Raw genomic sequence first — 20,663 nt, forward strand, 5'->3', positions numbered from 1 at the left:
ACCCCATTTGATCGTTTTACGAAACACAGCATGAATTGTTTCAGGAATAGTAGCAGAAGCTGCAATCCGTAGAATGGTGATCACTGACTCTCTGGAGAACTGCATGATGGGATTTCAACCCGGCCTTTACTGGATAATCGATCCGCTTTGCGGCTGGAGCTATGGCGCATTGCCCTTGCTCAACCGTGTGGCACAGGATTTTACGCAACAGCATATTTACCGGGGGGATTATTCATCGGCACCCGGCGCAGAAAGCTCGACGCCGGGTGGCTCTCGCATGTTCATGAACATGATACGCGTATCGCTGCTTTAACCGGCATGACTTTCGGCAGCGATTACCGCACGCAGTTGCTGGCGAACAGTGAGATTGTGCTGGATTCCCTCCCCGCCAGCCGTGGGCTTCTGGCTGCACAACGCTTTGCGACTCCCGGTAGCGACATCCAGTTTCTGAATACTGTACAGCGCGCCTGGTACGATCAGGGGCAGGACATTACCCGCACCGATGTGGTCAATGAAGTACTGAGTCAATCCGTTGGGCCAGACATCATGCTGGGGCAAATTCCGGAAAATGAAGCGCTGGATGCCATTCAACATGGACGAATGCTGATGGCACAAACGGGCGGCCAGGGCTTCCCCACCGCGGTATTCATCAATAAAGACGGGCAGTACACGCTCTTACCTGTCTCGCGTTATTACGGGCAACCAGAGGCATTTTTCTCACTGGTTAATCCCCTTCTCTCTTCACTCAGCCATTAAGGAATGTCATGAACGCAAAATACGCCACCCTGTTACTGTCGCTGGCCGCCGCACCGGTGTTTGCCGCACCACTGCAACTGGATGTGTATAACCCGCAGGAAAAAGGCATTTTCCCGGTCTCTTCAACGCTGGTCTCCGGGCCGAAAGAAGCCGTGCTGTTTGATGCGCAGTTCAGCGTTAAAGATGGCGAGGAACTGGTGAAGCTCATCAAAGCGCGTGGCAAAACGCTAAAAGAGATAGTGATCACCTCTGGCGACCCGGATTTTTATTTTGGTCTCGAACCGCTGGTACAAGCCTTCCCACAGGCAAAAGTGGTGGCGTCCAAAGCGGTGGTTGACCATATCAAGGCAACGAAAGAGGCCAAACTGGCCTTCTGGGGGCCACAGATGAAAGATGGCGCGCCAACGACACTTATCGTTCCGCAAGCAACCACCACCACGCGTTTTACCGTCGACGGGGAAACGCTGGAGCTGAAACACGCAGGTGATTATGCCGCCTATGTCTGGATCCCGGCGAACAAGGCCATTTTAGGCGGCACCGGTATTGCGTCAGGAATTCATGTCTGGACGGCAGATACCCAGACCCCGGCCATTCGCCAGGGATGGATGAACGTATTACGCGAAATGCAGGCACTGAAACCCCGACAGGTTATTCCGGGTCACTACCTGGGTGAACGCCCGGCAGGCGATGGGGCGATTACTTTTACCCATGATTATTTGAAAACATTCGAACAGACACTGAACCATCAGAAGGGCTCAGCGGCCGTGATCGAAGCGATGAAAGCAGCTTATCCTGGGCTTGCGGATGAGAGCTCGCTGGAGTTGAGCGCAAAGGTGAACACCGGCGAGATGAAGTGGTAACAACAAATATCCCGGCTGGCGCTGCGCTTAGCCGGGCTACGTTTTCAGACGGTAGCCCGAATCACGCGTTTACGCCGCCATCCTGGAGAAAACGGATGAGGGCCAAAGACCGACTCAGCGGGCAAAAAACCCGCCACTCACCTGCTCAGGCGTCACCACGCCGCTGTCGAGCACCCAGCCGCTGATAAGTGCGGCGGGCGTGACGTCAAAAGCCGGGTTATAGACCTGCGCATTTTCCGGCGCCCACTGCATGGCGCCAAAGCTCCCGGCAACACCCGTCACTTCACTCGCGGCGCGCTGCTCGATAGGAATCGCCTCCCCGTTCGGGCAGTTCGGATCCAGCGTGGTTTGCGGTGCCGCAACATAAAACGGAATGCCGTGGAATTTTGCCAGTACCGCCAGCGAGTAAGTGCCGATTTTATTCGCCACATCGCCGTTAGCGGCAATCCTGTCTGCCCCCACCCAAATCGCATCCACCTGCCCTTTGGCCATCAGGCTGGCGGCCATCGAGTCGGTAATTAACTGATAGGGCACCCCGAGTTCGCCTAACTCCCACGCCGTTAAACGCCCACCCTGCAACAACGGACGCGTCTCATCCACCCAGACATTCGCCACCTTGCCCTGCTGATGGGCCAGCGCAATTACACCCAGCGCCGTACCGACGCCAGCAGTCGCCAGCCCCCCGGTGTTGCAATGCGTTAACAAGCGGCTGCCCGGTTTGACCAGCCTGCTGCCTGCCTGCGCGATGCTGTCGCACAAGGCTTTATCTTCTGCAATCAAGCGCAGCGCCTCTGCCACCAGCGCCGGAACGAAATCTTCGTGTGCCAGCGCCTGTTTCATTCGGTCGAGGTTGTTCATCAGGTTGACCGCCGTCGGGCGCGAGGCACGCAGAGTCTCCAGCGACTGGGCCAGCACGTCACGGTTCGCCCCGTTTTCCGCCAATAGCGCCAACAGCAGACTGGCGGAGAGGCCAATCAACGGCGCGCCGCGCACGCGTAACGCATGAATATGTTCCACCAGCAAAGCCACCGAATCCGCTGGCAGCCAGCGTTTTTCCTGCGGCAGCGCCTGCTGGTCAAGAATAAAGAGTTGATTATCAACAACCCGCAGGCTGGTGGTCTGTAATGTCTGCATAGCGTTAAATCCCTGTTGCGTTGTTGTATCGTATTGTGTCAGGATGAAATCCAGATGTATAGACGTCTGAATGGCTTTATTAGCATAAGAACATGAGGAACTGGCAATGTCGCAATACCGAACCTTCAACGCCCAGGATGCTGTGGCGTATGCACAACAATTTGGTGGTCTGGACACGCCGTCCGAACTGGTTGAAGCGCAGGAGGTCGGCGACGGTAACCTGAACCTGGTGTTTAAGATTTTTGATAGTCAGGGCGTAAGCCGCATTATCGTCAAACAGGCGCTGCCCTATGTGCGCTGCGTTGGAGAGTCCTGGCCGCTGACCCTTGATCGCGCACGTCTGGAAGCCCAAACGCTGGTCGAGCACTATAAACACGCCCCGCAGCACACGGTCAATATTCTGCATTACGACCCGGAACTGGCGGTGATGGTCATGGAAGATCTCTCTGACCATCGCATCTGGCGCAGCGAGCTGATTAAAAACGTTTACTACCCGCAGGCCGCACGCCAGTTAGGTGAATATCTGGCGCAAACGCTGTTCCATACCAGCGATTTTTACCTGCATCCGCATGTGAAAAAAGCCCAGGTCGCGCAGTTTATTAACCCGGAAATGTGCGAGATCACCGAAGACCTGTTCTTTAACGATCCCTATCAGGTCCATGAACGTAATAACTACCCGGCAGCCCTGGAGGCCGACGTCGATGCCCTGCGCCAGGACACACAGCTTAAGCTGGCGGTCGCCTCCCTCAAGCACAGCTTCTTCTCGCATGCCGAAGCGCTGCTGCACGGCGATATTCACAGCGGCTCCATTTTCGTTGCCGAAGGCAGTCTGAAAGCGATTGACGCCGAGTTCGGCTATTTTGGTCCCATCGGCTTTGATATCGGTACGGCAATCGGTAATTTGCTGCTTAACTACTGCGGCCTGCCGGGCCATCTGGGCATTCGGGATGCGGCAGCGGCGCGTGAGCAGCGTCTGATAGATATTCAGGAACTCTGGTCAACATTCGCCGAGCGTTTCCAGGCGCTGGCACGCGAGAAAACGCAAGATGCCGCCCTGAACGTACCGGGCTATGCGTCTGAGTTTCTCAAAAAAGTGTGGACGGACGCGGTCGGCTTCTGCGGTACCGAGCTGATTCGCCGTAGCGTGGGCCTCTCGCATGTTGCGGATATCGACACTATCGCCGATGAAGAGATGCGCCACGAATGCCTGCGCCATGCTATTGCGCTCGGTAAGGTACTGATTGTGATCGCCCCGCGCATTGACAGCGTGGATGAACTGATTGCCCGGGTGCGTCAGTATAGCTAAGTGCGCGCGGATGCCCTCACCCCGGTCCTCTCCCACAGGGAGAGGGAGAAAAGCGGGTGCAGATCGATCCCCTCTCCCTCAGGAAGAGGGTTAGGGTGAGGGTTGTGTCACCCCAGATACTCGATCACCGACAAACCGCCGTTGTAATCCGTGCTGTAAATCACCCCCTGCGCATCCACAAACACATCACAGGACTGGATCACCTGCGGGCGGCCTGGACGCGTATCCATCATTTTCGCCGGAGCGGCAGGCACCAGCGCTCCGGTTTCCACCGGACGATAGGGATTGGAAATATCATAGGCACGCACACCGGCGTTCTGATAAGTGGCAAAAATCAGCGTCGAACTGATAAAGCTCCCCGGACGGTTCTCATGCAGGTTATGCGGCCCGAAATGCGCCCCTTTCGCCACATAGTCAATCTCATCCGGCTGCGGGAAAGTGGAGATACTGACCGGGTTTGACGGTTCGCGAATATCAAACAGCCAAATCAGCTTCTCACCGTCTTCCTGGTTATCCAGTACCGCTTCATCAAGCACCACCAGCAGGTCACGATCCGGCAACGGCAGCGCGGTATGGGTGCCACCGCCAAACGGCGGACTCCAGTTGCGGTGGCTAATGAGCGTCGGTTGAGCGCGATCTTTCACATCCAGCAGCGTCAGGCCGCCGTCGCGCCAGCTCCCGTAGGCGGTATCGCCCGCGATAATCGCATGGTGCAGCGCATAACGTTTCCCCGCCTCCCAGTCCGGCGTTTCGCCAGCCGCCTGGTTCATTCCCGGCAGCCACCAGCGCCCTGCCACTTCCGGTTTACGCGGATCGGCCAGATCGATAGTCAGGAAAATATAATCGGTAAAGCCATCAATCAGCGCAGAGACATAGGCCCAGCGTCCGCCTACGTACCAGATGCGGTGAATACCAATGCCGCTAAGTGACAGAAAGCTGATTTCACGTGGTTTATCCGGCGTGGAGATATCAAAAATGCGCAGCCCGGCGCTCCAGCCTTTGTCCTGTACGTCACTGACCGTCTCACCCACCGGGCGGGTGTAATAGACTTTTTCATCGGCAAAGCGGGCGTCAGCAAAGAGGTCGCGGGCGTTGATCACCAGCAGAAGATCATCATGCGCCTGCAAGTGCACGTTCCAGGTGCCGGGAGGGGCCGGAACATAGCCTGCAGGTTTGGGATTTTTGGGGTCGCGCACATCGACAATAGAAAAGCCCTGCGAAACCATGTGGCCGATGTAGGCATAGCCGCGATGCACCATCAGTTGTACGCCGTCCGGGCGTCCCCCCTGGTCGCTATGACCAATTAGCCGCATATTACGGCTGTATTCCGGGCGTGGGAGTTCAGTTGCCATTGTTGTTCCTTTTAAGCCGGGGTGCGGCCTGTTGCCCTAACCCCACCCCTCTCCCACGGGAGAGGGAGAAAAGCAAACCGCCTTCCCCCTGAGGGAAGGGAGAAGAGCAGGCCGCCCTCCCGGTGAGGGAGGGGGAAAGCATCCGTTACTTCGCTTTTGCTTCCAGAGTAGCGAACCACGGCGCGATAAAGTCTTCGGTCTGGCCCCAGCCTGGGATGATTTTCGCCAGTGATGCCACGTTCACCGCACCCGGCTGCGCCGCCAGCAGCGCCTGTGGAATGGCGGCGGCTTTAAAGTCGTAGGTCGCAGGGGTCTGTTCGCCAGCAATCTTGTTGGCAACCAGACGCACGTTGGTCGCGCCAATCAGCTTCGGATCCACCGCCACGCTCACTTTCCACGGGCTGTTGGACTCGCGCATCAGTTGCAGATCCTGGTTGGAGACATCGATGCTGTAGAGCTTGATCTCGGTGCGTCCGTTCTCTTTCAGCGCCTTGTAAGCCCCCTGGCTAAAGGCATCCCAGGTACCCCAGATAGCATCAATCTGCCCTTTCGGGTATTTCGCCAGCACCGCGCCCACTTTGTTGGCGGTATCGCCCTGCACGTCGGAAGAGACCGCGCCGATGGACTCCAGCTCTTTAATGCCCGGATACTCTTTCAGCAACTCAGCATAGGCGGCCTGACGACGCTCCATTGGCGGGAAGCCGGCGACCCACAGTTTGATGATGTTGGCTTTGCCGTTGAAATCTTTAGCCAGTGCGCCAAAGGAGAGTTTGGTCAGGGAAGCGTCATCCTGCTGGGTAACGGTCACGCCTGGGATTTCACCGTTCACAGCGGTATCGAACACCGAGACTTTGATCCCGGCATCGACCGCTTTTTTAATCAGCGCAGTGGAGTACGGATCACGGCCCTGCGAGAGGATAATGCCATCATATTTCTGGGTGATAGCCTGGTTCACGAAGTCCTGGAACTTAGCGTCATCGCCGTTGCTCAGGAAAGTGCTGATTTTAAACCCGAGTTTTTTGCCTTCCTGTAGCGCGCCGGACACAAACTGGGTGGTATTGTCATCGGAACCGAGGTTACGGATCAGCGCGATGCGAATCGGGCCGCTATGGTTAGCAATGGCGTCCGGAACCGGGGCAGGCGTCGCCGCATAACCCGGCAGCGCGCTCAGTAATCCCAGCGTCAGTAAAGAGAGTGCTATCTTTTTCATCTGTTATCCCCTGAATAATTAACGACGCTGGAAGTAAGTCAACGCAAGGGCACCGGCCAGCACCAGCCCCTTAATAATGTCCATGGCGTAATACGGAACGGAGAGCATCACCAGTCCGTTAGAGAGCACGCCGAGAATCACTGCCCCCACCAGCGTGCCGAGCGCATTCGGCTTGCCGGAACCGGCCAGCGAAAAGCCAATCCACGCCGCTGCGACCGCATCCATCAGGTAGCCGCTGCCCGCATTCACCTGCGAAGAACCAATGCGTGAAGCCAGCAGAATGCCGCCTAAGCCCGCCAGCAGTGAGGCAATCACATAGGCCGCCACTTTGTAACGGGTAGTGCGAATACCGGATAAACGCGCCGCTTCCGGGTTACCGCCAATGGCATACATACGGCGCCCGTGAGTGGTCAGCGACAGGCCAAGCTGCGCCACAATGGTCACCGCCAGCATGATGATGACAATGGTCGGCACCTGGCCGAGCAAACCAAACGCCGCCGGGATCGCCCCTTCTGCCATGTCGCCGCTCGGTAGCACCATGTTTTCGGTGATCGAGCCACCGTAGCTGTAGGTCATCGCCACGCCCTGAATCACAAACAGGCTGCCGAGCGTCGCCAGCATGTCGGGAATACGCAGCACCACAATTAAAAACGCGTTAAACAGGCCTACCAGCGTACAGAGCGCCAGCGTCACCAGAATGGCTTCGGTGGTACCAAAGCCATGCCAGACGAAGAGTGAAATCACCAGCGCGTTTGCCAGTGAAGCAGTTGAACCGACGGACAGGTCGAAACCGCCGATAGTCAGCGAAATGGAGACCCCCACCCCAATTACCGTGACGATGGCGATGGAGCGTAAGATGTTGATGATGTTGAACGGGTCGAGGAAGTTATCCGATGCCAGACCGAAGATAACGACCAGCGCGACCACCGTCAGCAGCATGCCCCATTTATAAAGAAAATCGAAAAACTGCTGACGGGATGACACCGCAGCCTTAACTGAAAGGGCTTTGCTCACGCTGCCGTTCCTCCGGTGGAAAAATAAAGTAAAGTCTCTTCGCGGGCCTCCTCGCCCTTCACTTCTGCGACAATGCGCCCATCCCAGAGCACACAAATGCGGTCGCACAGGCCCACCAGTTCGGAAAACTCCCCGGAGGCATAAATCACGCCTTTTCCTTCCCGCGCCAGCCCGTCAATCAACTGGAACAGGTCGGTTTTGGCTTTCACATCGACCCCTTTGGTCGGCTCGTCAAAAATCACCACGTTGGCGTTGCCGCGCAGCCATTTGCCAATCGCCACTTTTTGCTGGTTACCGCCGGACAGGCGACGCAAGGTCTGCCCCGGCCCGGTAGTGCGTACGCCGACGCGGGCTATCACTTCTTGCGCCCAACGCCAGGACTTACGATGGCCGAACAGGCTCCAGCGGGAAAAAGAGTTGTCCGCGCTCACCGAAAGGTTCATGGCAATAGGCTCTTCAATGAAGATGCCCTCTTTGCGCCGCTCTTCCGGCACCAGCGCCATACCGCGTAATACGGAATCCGCCGGGTCGCGTGGTCGCCACGGCTGACTGTTAAGCTCGCCGCGCGTGACTTTACTTTTGCTCGCACCAAACAGCGCCTTGCACAGCTCGGTTTTACCCGCGCCAGCCAGCCCGGCAATGCCCAGAATCTCCCCTTTACGCAGGCGCAAAGAGATGTCTTTTAGCAGTTTCTCGTCATGCAGGCCGTCAATACTCAAGAGCACTTCATCGCTGTGCGGCGGGCGCTTGGGCGGGTAGATATCACTCAGTTCATGGCCGAGCATCTTCTCAACGATTTGCTCGCCGCTCAGTTCCGCCATCGGGCCAGACTCAATCAGCTTGCCGTCACGCAGCACGGTCAGGGTGTCGCAAATCGCTTTCAGTTCATGGATGCGGTGGGAGATAAACACCACGCCGATGCCCTGCTGTTGCAGACGTCGCACCACGGTGAACAGGCGCTCGCTCTCGTGTTGATCGAGAGGCGCGGTGGGTTCATCCAGAATCAAAAAGCGGCAATGATGAGACAACGCGCGCGCCAGCAGGATTTGCTGCTTCTCCGCCAGGGTGCAGGTATCGATAGAGCGACGCACATCCAGCGACACATCCAGTTGTGCCAGGGCATCCTGTGCGAGTTTACGCACTTCGCCCCAGTGCCAGGCGTGCCCCGGTTCCGCCAGTCTGTCGAGCATGATGTTTTCAGCAATCGACAGGCCGGGGATGAGCGCCACGTCCACTTCCTGCTGCACCAGATGAATACCAAGCTGTTTGGCGTCACGCGGGGTGCGAATGGAAACCGGCTGATGATTAATGGCGATCTCGCCCTCGTAGTGGTCATGCGTGCCACACAACACCGCCATCAGGGTCGATTTTCCTGCACCGTTCGCGCCCGTGAGTGCATGAACGGAACCGCCGCGCAGGGTGAAATCAACATGCGACAATGCGCTGAACCCGCCAAACGCGAGGCTGATAGTGCGCATTTCGAGGTGGTTAGTGCTCATCCGACGCGAGTTCCTGATAAATAAGTTTATTTGACGAATTTTTCATAGGCCGCCTTGACTGGCAACGACAGAAAAGGCATAAGATAAAGCAAAATAATATTAGCCATCCGGATGTCCAGACATAACATCAGGTTAGCGATAGTACATAAGGACACAACAAATGAGCAACACCAATATTCGCGTCGTCACCGGCCCGGCTAACTATTTCTCACACGCGGGAAGTCTCGCGCATCTCCATGATTTTTATACGGCTGAGCAACTTTCCCGTGCGGTGTGGATTTACGGCGAGCGCGCCATTGAAGGGGCGCGTCCGTTCCTGCCGGAGGGCTTTAACGCACCGGGCGCGAAGCATCTGTTGTTCAAAGGCCATTGCAGCGAGCATGACGTGGCGGAACTGGCGCAGTTGTCCGGTGATGATCGCGCGGTCGTGATAGGCGTAGGCGGCGGCGCCCTGCTGGATACAGCCAAAGCGGTGGCGCGTCGTTTAGGTTTGCCCGTGGTGGCAATTCCGACCATTGCGGCAACCTGCGCTGCCTGGACGCCGCTCTCCGTCTGGTACAACGACGCCGGTCAGGCGCTACAGTTCGAGATTTTCGATGACGCCAATTTCCTGGTGCTGGTCGAACCGCAGATCATTCTTAATGCCCCTGCGGAATATCTGCTGGCGGGGATCGGCGATACACTCGCGAAATGGTATGAAGCGGTGGTGCTGGCACCTGCTCCGGAAAAGCTGCCGCTGACGGTACGTTTGGGGATTAATAACGCGCTGGCGATTCGCGATGTGCTACTCGCCAGTAGCGAAGAAGCGCTGGCGGATCAGACGCGTGGCGACGTGACGCAGGCGTTTCGTGACGTGGTGGATGCGATTATCGCCGGTGGCGGTATGGTGGGCGGTCTCGGCGAGCGCTATACCCGTGTTGCCGCAGCGCACGCCGTTCACAACGGTCTGACAGTATTGCCACAAACAGAGAAATTCCTGCACGGCACCAAAGTAGCCTACGGTATTCTGGTGCAAAGCGCCCTGCTCGGTCAGGATGATGTGCTGGCGCAGCTCGTGAACGCCTATAAGCGTTTTAACCTGCCCACCACGCTGGCGGCCCTGGAGGTGGACATCAACAATCATGACGAGCTGGAGCGGGTGATTGCCCATACCCTGCGCCCGGTCGAATCCATTCACTATCTGCCGGGCGAGCTTTCTCCCGCCACGCTGCGCGCAGCGTTTGAAAAAGTCGAACATTTTACCCGCTGATTCAGGCAGGCCATAAGGCCATGGCGGAGCGGGCAATGCTCAGCAAGATTTCACGGCTCGCGCCATCGCGGGCCTGAATTGACATCCCCTGCTGAATACTGACATAGAGGCGCGTCAGTGCCTCGACATCCACCGAACCGGGCAAATCACCCTGTTTTTGCGCCTGCTCCAGCCGCGTTTTTAACAGAGAAAAACCCGCAGCACGCATGCGACGCACCAGGTCGCCCAGCCTGTCATTACCTTCGCTGCCTACCGCCGAGAGTGTGACCATACAACCGTGCGGCATATCGGTCTGTGTCAGCATGTCGGCAGAACGCTCCAGCCACAGCCACACCGCCTGACGCGGCGACGGTTCGCTGGTCATATGCCCCCAGATAACCGGCGCAACGGACTGCTCGTAGTGCAGCAATACCTCTTCGTACAAATCCTCTTTACTGCCAAACGCCGCATACAGACTGGGAGATTTAATGCCCATCGCCTCGTATAAATCGTTCATGGACGTGGCGGTATAGCCCTTCTGCCAGAAGATTTTCATCGCCTGGTTCAGCGCTTCTGTACGGTCAAACTCGCGTGGTCTTCCACGGCTCATGGTGGTCTCCAACATTTTGTGCTGATCGATATATTAATACCATTGACGGCCACAGGGAAGTGCGTTTACTTTAATTATATATCGATCAACACATAATTAATTCAGGAGTCACCATGTCATCTTCACTTTCCGGTAAACGCGCGCTGGTTACAGGCGCAAGTCGTGGTTTAGGTAAAGCCATCGCCCTGTCATTAGCCCGCGCAGGGGCAGATGTGGCGATAACGTTTGAAAAGTCAGTCGAAAAAGCACAGGCCGTGGCCGATGAAATTCGCGCGCTCGGGCGCAACGGGGTCGCCATTCAGGCCGACAGCGCAAGTCCGCAGGCCATTCGTGCAGCAGTCGCTCAGTCGGTTGAGAAACTGGGCGGGCTGGATATTCTGGTGAATAACGCGGGGATAGCGCGCGGCGGGCCGCTGGAAGCGATGTCCGATGAAGATATCGATGCGTTAATCAATGTGAATATTCGCGGCGTGGTCATTGCTACCCAGGCGGCGATTGCTCATCTGCCGGACGGCGGGCGCATTATCAACATCGGCAGTTGTCTCGCCAACCATGTCCCGCTGCAAGGAATTGCCGTTTACTCGATGACCAAATCCGCTCTCAACTCGTTAACCCGTGGGCTGGCGCGCGATCTTGGCCCGCGTGGCATTACCGTCAATCTGGTGCACCCTGGCCCCACTGACAGCGACATGAACCCGGCGGATGGCGAAGGCGCTGAAACCCAGCGTCAGTTGATTGCGCTTGGACATTACGGTAAAGCAGAAGATATCGCCGATGCGGTAACTTTCCTGGCAAGCCCGGCGGCAAAACACATCACCGGAACCGGGATTGATGTGGATGGTGGCCTCAACGCCTGAGGATCATGCCTACCTCTGCCACCCGGCAGAGGTAACGCAATATCAAAAGCGGCCCGTGAAGAACGGGCCGACGTTTATGACAGTAAGCAGGAACAGGGGGAGGGTTAACAGCACTTCGCCCCGCCTTTGCCGCCATAACGTGCTTCTTGCCGCTCGCGGAAAAACTCTTCATAGGTCATTGGCGTCTGATCAGGATGAGTGATACGCATATGCTCAACGTAGTTGTCATAGTCCGGCACGCCAATCATCATTTTGGCGGCCTGGCCTAAGTATTTTCCTGCTTTAGAAAGGGTGTCGAACATACTGCCTCACGTTTTCCCCTCACCCCGCCCCTCTCCCCTGAGGGGAGAGGGAGGATAAGTGCATCAACCGGTAAGCCTCGCAGCCTCCCGGTAAAGGTTAATCAATGTGCGCTTTTCGCCTGAGTCACAATCTCATCAAGATTTTCCGGCATGGGCTCATACGGACGCTCTTGTGACGTTGGCTTGTCGATCTTCAGCGACGCCAGCGCCGTTTTCACCGAGTAGAACGCCAGCACCACAACCACTACCATAAAGAAGATGGTCAGCCCGGCATCCAGACGGTTGTTAAACACCAACTGGGAAAGCTGTGACTGGGTGTACTGTGCCGGAATAGTACCACTGTCGATCATCGCCTGGAACTTATTAGCAATCGCCAGGAAGCCGACTTTGTTGTCCGGGCTGAACGCTTTCTGCCAGCCAGCGGTGAGGGTACAAATCAGCAGCCAGGCCGTGGGCAACAGGGCCACCCATGCGTAACGCTGACGTTTCATCTTGAACAGTACAACCGCGCAGAGCATCAACGCCATGCCCGCCAGCATCTGGTTAGCAATACCAAACAGCGGCCAGAGTGTGTTGATGCCGCCCAACGGATCGACCACCCCCTGATGGAGGAAGTAACCCCAGGCCAGTACGCAGAGCGCGGTCGCAATCAGGTTTGCCGGTAGCGAGTCGGTGCGTTTCAGGTTCGGTGAAATCACCCCCAGCAAGTCCTGTAGCATAAAGCGTGCGGCACGGGTACCGGCATCCACCGCCGTCAGAATAAACAGCGCTTCAAATAGAATCGCGAAGTGATACCAGAACGACACATCCATCATGCCGCCCAGCGCGCCGTGCAGGATATAGGCCATCCCCACTGCCAGCGTTGGCGCACCGCCCGCACGGGAGATAATCGACTGCTCGCCCACCTCCGTGGCAATCTGTTTCAGCGTGTCCGGGGTAATGCTAAAGCCCCAGCCGCTGACCACCTGCGCGGCAGAGGCCACCACATCGGTCGTCCCGGCAGGTGCCAGTACCGCCATCGGGCTGTTCATTGCAAAGTAGACGCCCGGGTCGATGATACAGGCCGACACCAGCGCCATAATGGCCACGAACGACTCCATCAGCATGCCGCCGTAACCAATAAAGCAGGCCCGCCCTTCGTTCGCCAACATTTTCGGTGTGGTACCAGAGGAGATCAGCGCATGGAAGCCCGACACCGCGCCGCACGCGATGGTGATAAACAGGAACGGGAACAGGTTGCCGGTCCAGACCGGGCCGGTGCCATCAACGAATTTCGTCAGTGCAGGCATGGTCAGGGTCGGGCGCATGATCAGAATGCCGATCGCCAGACCGATGATGGTGCCAATTTTCAGGAAGGTGGAAAGGTAGTCACGCGGTGCCAGCAGCAGCCAGACCGGCAGTACGGCGGCCACAAAGCCGTAGCACACCAGCATCCAGGTCAACTGTACCCCGGTGAAATCAAAGAACGGGGCCCAGGTCGGGCTTTCCGCCACCCATCCGCCGGAGATAATCGCGAAAATCAGGAAAAACAGGCCAATGACGGAGACTTCACCAATGCGTCCAGGACGCAGGTAGCGGATGTAGATCCCCATGAAAATCGCCAGTGGAATGGTAAAGGCAACGGTGTAGGTTCCCCACGGACTGTGGGTCAGTGCTTTCACCACGATCATCGCCAGCACCGCCAGGATGATCACCATGATCATAAAGGTCGCCACCAGTGCGATAACCCCAGCCGTTGGCCCCATCTCCTCTTTGACCAACTCACCCAATGAACGTCCATCACGGCGAGTCGAGACGAACAGCACCATAAAGTCCTGTACCGCCCCGGCAAGCACCACCCCGGCGAGGATCCAGATCATCCCCGGCAGATAGCCCATCTGGGCTGCCAGCACCGGACCCACCAGCGGCCCTGCCCCGGCGATTGCCGCAAAGTGGTGACCAAACAGCACTTTTTTATCCGTCGGGACGTAATCGAGCCCGTCGTTGTATTTCACGGCGGGCGTTATCCGACCCGGATCGACGGCCAGCACGTTTTTGGCAATATATAAACCATAAAAACGGTAGGCAATCAGATAGATACAAACTGCGGCAACGACTATCCACAAGGCGTTGATCTGCTCACCGCGATTAAGCGCGATGTAGCCAAGAGCAAACGCCCCGACAACGGAGAGCAATGCCCAAATAAGGTATTTCCCTGAGTTATTCATAGCGATTATCCGTGTGCGTAAAAGGAGATGTTACATTTTGTTTCTAGAACACTTTGCGTGTTTTAACAACATTGAAACATTGGAATTTCGCTATCAATCCGGGCATTTATTTCAGTGTGCTACGGGGATCACTTATAGGGCGTATTTGAATGAGTATGGGGGGAGAAGAATGAGAGGAGGAAGCGGGTTTGGATTTGGGAGAAGGGTGCGGCCTGTTCCCCTCACCCCGGCCCTCTCCCCAAAGGGGCGAGGGAGAAAACCTGCTCCAGTCCACTTCAGGCCATGATTAGGACAAGGGGCAATCTCGCTACCCGATCACCGCGGTGCTTAAACGGCAGGTGCAGCAGCGCCGTCCCTGCTCGTCAAACACCACAATCTCCCAGCTTTGATTTTGACGGCCCAGATGCAGCGGCTGGCAGACGGCACGCACTTTACCCTGCGACACCGCCCTGTGATGGGTGGCATTAAGCTCCGTCCCCACCACACACTGACCATCGACAGTCATCATATAGCCGGCCATCGACCCCAGCGTTTCCGCCAGCGCGGCGGAAGCCCCACCGTGCAGCAAACCAAAAGGTTGATATGTGCGGGCATCCACCGGCATTTCGGCTTCCAGCACATCATCACCCAGGCGGGTATAGACAATCCCTAAATGGCCGACCAGCGTGCGGACACTTGTGGCATTGAGTTCATCAAGCGTTAAACGGCGCTTCCAGATCATTTATGCCCCCAGCGTCGAGCCGCCATCCACCACGATATCCTGTAGCGTGATGTGGCTGGCATAGTCAGACGCCAGAAACAGAATGGTACTGGCGACTTCTTCCGGGCGGGCAATCTTCCCCAGCGGGATACCCAGCTTGAACTGTTCGCCAAAGCCGGCGATACGCTTCTGTTCCGCATCGCTGCTGGTCCACAAAGTACGCTGCATATCGGTATCGGTAGAGCCAGGTGAGACCAGATTCGCCCGCACGCCGCTGGCGGCCAGCTCCAGCCCCACCGTCAATGCCAGACTTTTCAGCGCCGCTTTCGACGCGCCGTAAGCGCTCATGCCAATGCGCGGTGTGTGCGCGGCATCGGAGGCCACGGTGACAATCGCCCCGCCCCGCTGCTGGCGAAACTGCGCCATGGTCGCCTGAAACAGGTTAAACGCCCCGCCAACGTTGACGGCAAAAGTCTGCTGCCACGCATCCTGCGAAAGCGCATCCGTTACCCCCATACGCAAAATGCCCGCCGCGTTGACCAGCACATCCAGCCGCGCATTCCGCGCCAGCATACGAGAGCAGACCCGCGAGACCTGCTCTGCATCGGCAATGTCCAGTATCTCGGTGGTAAAAGGGTAGTGTTCACCGTCAAAAGCCTGGTCAAACCCCGTTACCTGCGCGCCCGCGTCAGTAAACGCCAGCGCCGTGGCATAACCGATGCCTTTTCCGGCTCCGGTCACCCAGACGGTCTTCCCTGAAAAGTCCATCAGTTGACCTCGCGAGAGAGCAGCGCCCACCAGGCATCGATGGTCGGGTTTTTCGCCAGCATCACAAAATCGATATCGCCATGCACTTTGCGCCAGCGCGCCGCCAGCGCCATCATGCGTACGGAATCCAGCCCGTAATCAATCAGATTTTCATCATCGTAAGGCTCGTCAGATTCATCCAGTAGCGGCAGGATCAATGCGCGCAGCGCCGCTTTGCTGGTGGGCACCGGAAGTAACGCCTCGGTCATCACCACACGCCCGGAGCGGCCCGCCACGTATTTCAGCGACATCATATGCTCTTCGCGGCTGAAATCCGCCAACGCATCGGCCACCATAAAGGGCTTGATATCGCGCATAAAGGCATCAGTGGCAGTCGTCATACAACCGATATGGGCGTATACGCCCGTTATGATGAGCTGATTACGCCCGGTCTCTTTCAGCATCTGCTCCAGCGGCGAACGGTGAAAGGCGCTGTAACGCCACTTCACCAGCACCGTATCGGCTTCGTCCGGGGCAAGCGCCGCCACAATCCGTTGCTGCTCTGGCGAGCGGGTCAACCCCGGCACCCACATATCGTTGAGTAGCGCGCGATCGTCATCACTCTGCTCTTTTGGCTGAGCGGTGTAATAAACCGGGATATTGTGCTGCTTACAGAACTGGCGCAGCGCGGCGATATTGGCGACCACCTTTTCCATCATCGGGCAATTATCGCCCCAGAAATTGAGGAAATACTCCTGCATATCATGAATCAGCAAGGCGGCGCGGTCAGGTTCAAAGGCCCACTGCACTTTGTTATCCGGGATATCATTCGCGGTTGGCAGTGCGTAGCCGGTCAGTTTGGGAATGGCCATCTTTTCTCCTCGTTACGCCTGGGCGCGTTCTGCCAGCGTCTGGCGTAATTGTTTCTTATCTACTTTGCCTACCGGGGTCAGCGGCAGTGCCGCCAGGCATTCAACGCGGTCCGGTAGTTTGAAATCCGCCACACCCTGTTCACGCAGGAAACGACGGATCTCCACCGCCCGTACCGGATGTTTGACCACCAGATACGCGCAGCTCTTTTCCCCCAGCAGGCTGTCTTCCATGCTGACCAGCGCGGCGTGGATCACCGCCTCGTGGCGCAGCAGTAAATTTTCAATCTCTTCGGCGGCAATCTTCTCGCCCCCCCGGTTGATCTGATCTTTTTCGCGCCCCTGCACGGTGATGTAACCCGCGTCATCAATAGAAATCAGGTCGCCGGAGCAGTAGAAGCCATTGGCATCGAAGGCGCTGGCATTATGTTCCGGGCTATTGAAGTAGCCCCGAAAGGTATACGGCCCGCGCGTCATCAGGCGCCCCACTTCACCACGCGGCAGCGGATGACCGTTTTCATCGGCCACCCAGACTTCATCGTCCGGGCACATCGGGCGGCCCTGGGTGTTGAAAATGCGCTCCGGCGTGTCGTCCAGCGCGGTGTAATTCACCAACCCTTCCGCCATGCCGAAGACCTGCTGTAACTGGCAGCCCATCTCCTCGGGAATGCGTGCCGCCAGCGTGGCAGACAGACGCGCCCCCCCCACCTGTAGCAGCCTGAGCGAAGCCAGTTGCCCCTTGTCGGCCCCTTCGGCAATCGCCTGTAACCACAGGCTGACCGCAGGCGGTACCAGCGACGTAACGTTGACGCGGTGCTTTTCGATGAGCGGGAAGCAGAGCGGGGCGCTGGGATCATTCGCCAGCACTACGCAGCCGCCCGCCAACAGCACCCCCAGCGAGCCTGGGGAGCTCAACGCATAGTTGTGGGCGGCGGGCAGTGCGTTGAGGTAACGGGTATCTGCCGTAATCCCGCAGATTTCGTTGCTACGGCGGATGCTGTAGTAATAGTCATTATGGGTACGAGGGATCAGCTTCGGCGTGCCGGTACTGCCGCCAGAAAGCTGGAAGAAGGCCACTTCATCGGCCGGTGTCGGCGTGGCGATAAAGGTATCTGCCGGGCATTCAATCGCCGCCGTCAGCGACTTCTCACCGCTGCCATTAAGAAATAGCGACACGCGCACCGATGCATGTTCGGCGGTGAAATCCTGCCAGAACTGATCGGTCGCAAAGAGCGCATGCGCACGGTCGGCAATCAGCAATGCTGGTTTGATCTGCACGGCATAGGCGTTAAGCTCCGTGCGTTGGTGGCTGAACAGCGCATTCACCGGGGCAACGCCGATTTTGAGCAGCGCAAAGAAGGTGATGTAAAACTCAGCCACATTGCCAAGCTGTACCAGCGCCGTTTCGCCGCGCTGAATACCCTGCGCCTGTAACGCGCTTGCCAGATTGTCAGAAGCCTGATGAAGCTGCCGGTAGCTAAAACTGCGCTCACCCTCAATTACGGCCACCGCGTCACTTTGCGCATGGCGGGTCAGTATGTCGGTCATCGGCACATCCAGCCAGTAACCTTTTTCACGGTAGCGCGTGGCGAATTCATCCGGCCAGGGGGTAAAGGGAATGGTCATCATCGCTCCTTAATGCAGGCCAAAAACGTTCAGCATGGTGGACAACTTGACGCCGGTTTCGCGCCACTCCGCCGCCGGTGACGACGCGGGGACAATGCCCGCACCGGCAAATAACCGAACGCGGTTTTCGTGAATGCGCGCGCAGCGGATAGTCACGACCCACTCGCCGTTACCTTCGGCGTCGCACCAGCCGACAATGCCGCCAAACAGTTCGCGCTCAAAGGGTTCTAACCCGGCAATCAGCGTTTTCGCCACCTGATGCGGAAAACCGCTCAGTGCAGGCGTGGGATGTAACAAACAGGCGAGCGTCAGGGCGTTTTCACCCGGTAGCGCGGTTCCCTCAATTGGCGTCGCCAGATGCCATAGCGTCGGGGTGGTAACCAGTTGTGGGGAATCCGGTAGACTCAAAGCGCGGCTGCGTGGCGCCAGCAAAGCTTTCATCGCCTGAGTGACCAACTCATGTTCATGACGGTCTTTTTCCGAGGCCAGCAGTCTGTTGCCCGCTTCGCGATCCAGCATGTCATCCGGCTGACGTCGCGCCGACCCGGCCAGCGGCAGAGAGCTAAATTGATCACCCTCTTTACGCAGCAACAGTTCCGGGCTTGCGCCCAGTAACACATCTCCTTGCGCCAGCGGAACATGAAAGTTAAAGCTCGCCGGGTTTTGGGCTATCAGGCGCTCCAGCAGGATGCCGCTGTCGAGGTGCGCATCGGTGGCAATATCAATCAGCCGCGAGAGGACTATTTTGTCCACCTCCGGTGTGGCGGTCAGCGCGGCCCCACGGGCAACCATATCCATAAAGACATCCTGCGGCGGAATTTCCGTACGTCTGGTGACGTCAGGCATGTCGTGCCCGGAGAAATAGCGGGAGGAGCGCTGCTTAGACGGGCGCGAAAAGGTCTGCCAGGAAGCGGGAATAAACAGTTCAGACGGCTGGGTAGTATCAAAAGGGATGGCCCCCACAACCACCGGATTGGCAATGCCCCGCGTTTTGGCATCAGCAAAAGCCTGCGCCAGTTTCTGTTGAAACGTGCTGTCCGGGTCATCCCCTTCCACCGCCGGTTCACTGATACGGGCAAAACAACCCGATGTCATAAAACTGCGAAACGGCGACATAAAGAAGAACTGCTCCGACGCCAGGGTTTTCGCAGCCTGTTGTACATCCTCAGCCAATGACGTATCCATATCATCCTCCAAAAATGATAAATATATTACGAATGATTATCATTTGAATTTTGGTTCGGTAAGCTAAAGGTAATGAACCGACATGTCAACTGGTGCGCCCAACTCCCTTGTGACTAACGCTTGCATCCATCATGCGCAATGATGAAAATGAGAAGCATTAACTTCAACAAAAACAGGATGTGACTTCGTGAGACTCCCTTTCTCTTGCCGTAAGGCCCTTATCATGTTGGGTATTTTTGTTTTCGGACTTTCCGCAGCGACCGCCGCCGACTGGCCGCGTCAGGTGACTGATAGCAAAGGCAGCCATACACTCGACCACAAACCTCTGCGTATTGTCTCCACCAGCGTGACGCTAACGGGTTCTCTGCTGGCTATCGATGCCCCGGTTATCGCCAGCGGCGCTACAACGCCGAACAACCGATTCGCCGACGATCAGGGCTTTTTACGCCAGTGGGGCGAAGTCGCAAAATCGCGCAATGTCGCGCGTATTTATATTGGCGAGCCGAATGCCGAAGCCGTTGCCGCCCAGATGCCGGATCTGATTCTGATCAGCGCCACCGGCGGTGACTCTGCGTTATCGCTTTACGATCAGCTCTCGACCATTGCGCCGACCCTGGTCATCAATTACGACGATAAAAGCTGGCAGGCCCTGCTTAGCCAACTGGGTGAAATCACCGGCCAGGAAAAAGAGGCCGCTGCCCGTATTGCTGAGTTCGATAAGCAAATGGCCGATGTTAAAGCGCACATAAAACTGCCGCCGCAGCCGGTTAATGCGCTGGTTTATACGCCGGCGGCGCACAGTGCGAATCTGTGGACCACGGAATCCGCCCAGGGCAAGCTTCTGCAACAACTGGGTTTTGCGATCGCACCGCTGCCGGAAGGATTGCAGACGTTGCAAAGCCAGGGTAAACGTCATGACATCGTGCAACTGGGCGGTGAAAATCTGTCGGCCGGTCTGAACGGCGAAGCGCTGTTCCTGTTCGCCAGCGATCAAAAAGATGCTGACGCGCTGAATGCCAACCCGCTGCTTGCCCATCTGGGCGCGGTTCAGAACAAGCGTGTTTATGCGCTGGGGGCCGAAACGTTCCGTCTCGATTACTACAGTGCAACGCGGGTATTAGCGCGGCTGTCCGCGCTGTTTGGCTAATACGCCCTCCCGGCTGGCGCTTCGCTTAGCCGGGCTACGTATCGCTTTCCAGGC

At 57.2% G+C, this 20,663-nt stretch carries 20 protein-coding genes; 7 read left to right on the forward strand and 13 right to left on the reverse strand.

Annotated elements, in window-relative coordinates:
• The first annotated feature begins 103 nt into the window (after positions 1-103).
• Genes ACS0RQ_RS19950 through ACS0RQ_RS19960 form a run of 3 tightly spaced genes read left to right on the forward strand, consistent with a single transcriptional unit; the run spans position 104 to position 1,616 of the window.
• Positions 104-313, forward strand: a complete 210-nt coding sequence (locus ACS0RQ_RS19950; RefSeq protein ID WP_271851245.1) for a hypothetical protein — start codon at positions 104-106, stop codon at positions 311-313.
• Positions 314-318: 5 nt separating this feature from the next.
• Positions 319-756: a hypothetical protein gene (locus ACS0RQ_RS19955; RefSeq protein ID WP_271851246.1), complete on the forward strand. Its 438-nt coding sequence runs from the start codon at positions 319-321 to the stop codon at positions 754-756.
• Positions 757-764: 8 nt separating this feature from the next.
• On the forward strand, positions 765-1,616 hold the full coding sequence (locus ACS0RQ_RS19960; RefSeq protein ID WP_271851247.1) for a Vmh family MBL fold metallo-hydrolase: 852 nt from the start codon (positions 765-767) through the stop codon (positions 1,614-1,616).
• A gap of 114 nt (positions 1,617-1,730) precedes the next feature.
• On the opposite strand, the gene mtnA is transcribed toward ACS0RQ_RS19960, so the two are convergent.
• A complete protein-coding gene (mtnA, locus tag ACS0RQ_RS19965; RefSeq protein WP_271851248.1) occupies positions 1,731-2,750 on the reverse strand; it encodes an S-methyl-5-thioribose-1-phosphate isomerase in 1,020 nt (339 codons plus the stop codon).
• A gap of 106 nt (positions 2,751-2,856) precedes the next feature.
• Here mtnA and mtnK point away from each other — a divergent pair, with 106 nt between their 5' ends.
• Positions 2,857-4,056 carry an S-methyl-5-thioribose kinase gene (gene mtnK / locus ACS0RQ_RS19970; protein ID WP_271851249.1) on the forward strand — a complete coding sequence of 400 codons (1,200 nt, stop codon included), beginning with the start codon at positions 2,857-2,859 and terminating at the stop codon, positions 4,054-4,056.
• 107 nt (positions 4,057-4,163) lie between these two features.
• Here the strand turns inward: mtnK and ACS0RQ_RS19975 are convergent, their stop codons facing one another.
• The 4 genes from ACS0RQ_RS19975 to ACS0RQ_RS19990 form a co-directional block, all read right to left on the reverse strand.
• A complete protein-coding gene (locus ACS0RQ_RS19975) occupies positions 4,164-5,408 on the reverse strand; it encodes an LVIVD repeat-containing protein (protein ID WP_271851250.1) in 1,245 nt (414 codons plus the stop codon).
• Positions 5,409-5,553: 145 nt separating this feature from the next.
• Positions 5,554-6,618 (reverse strand): sugar ABC transporter substrate-binding protein, encoded by a 1,065-nt coding sequence (locus ACS0RQ_RS19980; RefSeq protein ID WP_041852175.1) that lies wholly within the window; start codon positions 6,616-6,618, stop codon positions 5,554-5,556.
• Between the two features lie 18 nt (positions 6,619-6,636).
• Entirely contained in the window at positions 6,637-7,632 is a 996-nt protein-coding gene (locus tag ACS0RQ_RS19985) for an ABC transporter permease (RefSeq protein WP_271851251.1), read from the reverse strand.
• Positions 7,629-9,131 carry a sugar ABC transporter ATP-binding protein gene (locus ACS0RQ_RS19990; RefSeq protein WP_271851252.1) on the reverse strand — a complete coding sequence of 501 codons (1,503 nt, stop codon included), beginning with the start codon at positions 9,129-9,131 and terminating at the stop codon, positions 7,629-7,631. The genes ACS0RQ_RS19985 and ACS0RQ_RS19990 overlap by 4 nt, the downstream gene beginning before the upstream one ends.
• 160 nt (positions 9,132-9,291) lie before the next feature.
• On the opposite strand from ACS0RQ_RS19990, the gene ACS0RQ_RS19995 reads away from it, so the two are divergent.
• Positions 9,292-10,380: an oxidoreductase gene (locus tag ACS0RQ_RS19995; RefSeq protein ID WP_271851253.1), complete on the forward strand. Its 1,089-nt coding sequence runs from the start codon at positions 9,292-9,294 to the stop codon at positions 10,378-10,380.
• Between the two features lies 1 nt (position 10,381).
• Here ACS0RQ_RS19995 and ACS0RQ_RS20000 read toward each other — a convergent pair whose 3' ends face one another.
• The gene (locus tag ACS0RQ_RS20000; RefSeq protein WP_052249346.1) at positions 10,382-10,969 is read right to left on the reverse strand and encodes a TetR/AcrR family transcriptional regulator; all 588 of its coding nucleotides are present in this window, start codon (positions 10,967-10,969) and stop codon (positions 10,382-10,384) included.
• A 113-nt stretch (positions 10,970-11,082) separates the two neighbouring features.
• Here ACS0RQ_RS20000 and ACS0RQ_RS20005 point away from each other — a divergent pair, with 113 nt between their 5' ends.
• Positions 11,083-11,826 carry an SDR family NAD(P)-dependent oxidoreductase gene (locus ACS0RQ_RS20005; protein ID WP_271851254.1) on the forward strand — a complete coding sequence of 248 codons (744 nt, stop codon included), beginning with the start codon at positions 11,083-11,085 and terminating at the stop codon, positions 11,824-11,826.
• A 104-nt stretch (positions 11,827-11,930) separates the two neighbouring features.
• Here ACS0RQ_RS20005 and ACS0RQ_RS20010 read toward each other — a convergent pair whose 3' ends face one another.
• From ACS0RQ_RS20010 to entC, 7 genes are all read right to left on the reverse strand, one after another.
• Positions 11,931-12,128 carry a YbdD/YjiX family protein gene (locus ACS0RQ_RS20010; RefSeq protein WP_041852181.1) on the reverse strand — a complete coding sequence of 66 codons (198 nt, stop codon included), beginning with the start codon at positions 12,126-12,128 and terminating at the stop codon, positions 11,931-11,933.
• Between the two features lie 101 nt (positions 12,129-12,229).
• Complete coding sequence (gene cstA / locus ACS0RQ_RS20015) at positions 12,230-14,335, reverse strand: pyruvate/proton symporter CstA (protein ID WP_334633577.1); 2,106 nt, start codon at positions 14,333-14,335, stop codon at positions 12,230-12,232.
• 307 nt (positions 14,336-14,642) lie between these two features.
• Positions 14,643-15,056 (reverse strand): proofreading thioesterase EntH, encoded by a 414-nt coding sequence (gene entH, locus ACS0RQ_RS20020; RefSeq protein ID WP_041852183.1) that lies wholly within the window; start codon positions 15,054-15,056, stop codon positions 14,643-14,645.
• Positions 15,057-15,803, reverse strand: a complete 747-nt coding sequence (entA, locus tag ACS0RQ_RS20025; protein ID WP_271851256.1) for a 2,3-dihydro-2,3-dihydroxybenzoate dehydrogenase EntA — start codon at positions 15,801-15,803, stop codon at positions 15,057-15,059.
• Entirely contained in the window at positions 15,803-16,654 is an 852-nt protein-coding gene (locus tag ACS0RQ_RS20030) for an isochorismatase (protein ID WP_334633581.1), read from the reverse strand. The genes entA and ACS0RQ_RS20030 overlap by 1 nt, the downstream gene beginning before the upstream one ends.
• 12 nt (positions 16,655-16,666) lie before the next feature.
• Positions 16,667-18,277: a (2,3-dihydroxybenzoyl)adenylate synthase EntE gene (gene entE, locus ACS0RQ_RS20035; protein ID WP_110295796.1), complete on the reverse strand. Its 1,611-nt coding sequence runs from the start codon at positions 18,275-18,277 to the stop codon at positions 16,667-16,669.
• A 9-nt stretch (positions 18,278-18,286) separates the two neighbouring features.
• On the reverse strand, positions 18,287-19,462 hold the full coding sequence (entC, locus tag ACS0RQ_RS20040) for an isochorismate synthase EntC (RefSeq protein WP_271851257.1): 1,176 nt from the start codon (positions 19,460-19,462) through the stop codon (positions 18,287-18,289).
• A gap of 223 nt (positions 19,463-19,685) precedes the next feature.
• Here entC and fepB point away from each other — a divergent pair, with 223 nt between their 5' ends.
• On the forward strand, positions 19,686-20,609 hold the full coding sequence (gene fepB / locus ACS0RQ_RS20045) for a Fe2+-enterobactin ABC transporter substrate-binding protein (protein WP_420372495.1): 924 nt from the start codon (positions 19,686-19,688) through the stop codon (positions 20,607-20,609).
• Positions 20,610-20,663 lie beyond the last annotated feature (54 nt).

The sequence above is a fragment of the Phytobacter diazotrophicus genome (genome assembly GCF_052061655.1).
GTDB classification, from domain to species: Bacteria; Pseudomonadota; Gammaproteobacteria; order Enterobacterales; family Enterobacteriaceae; genus Phytobacter; species Phytobacter diazotrophicus.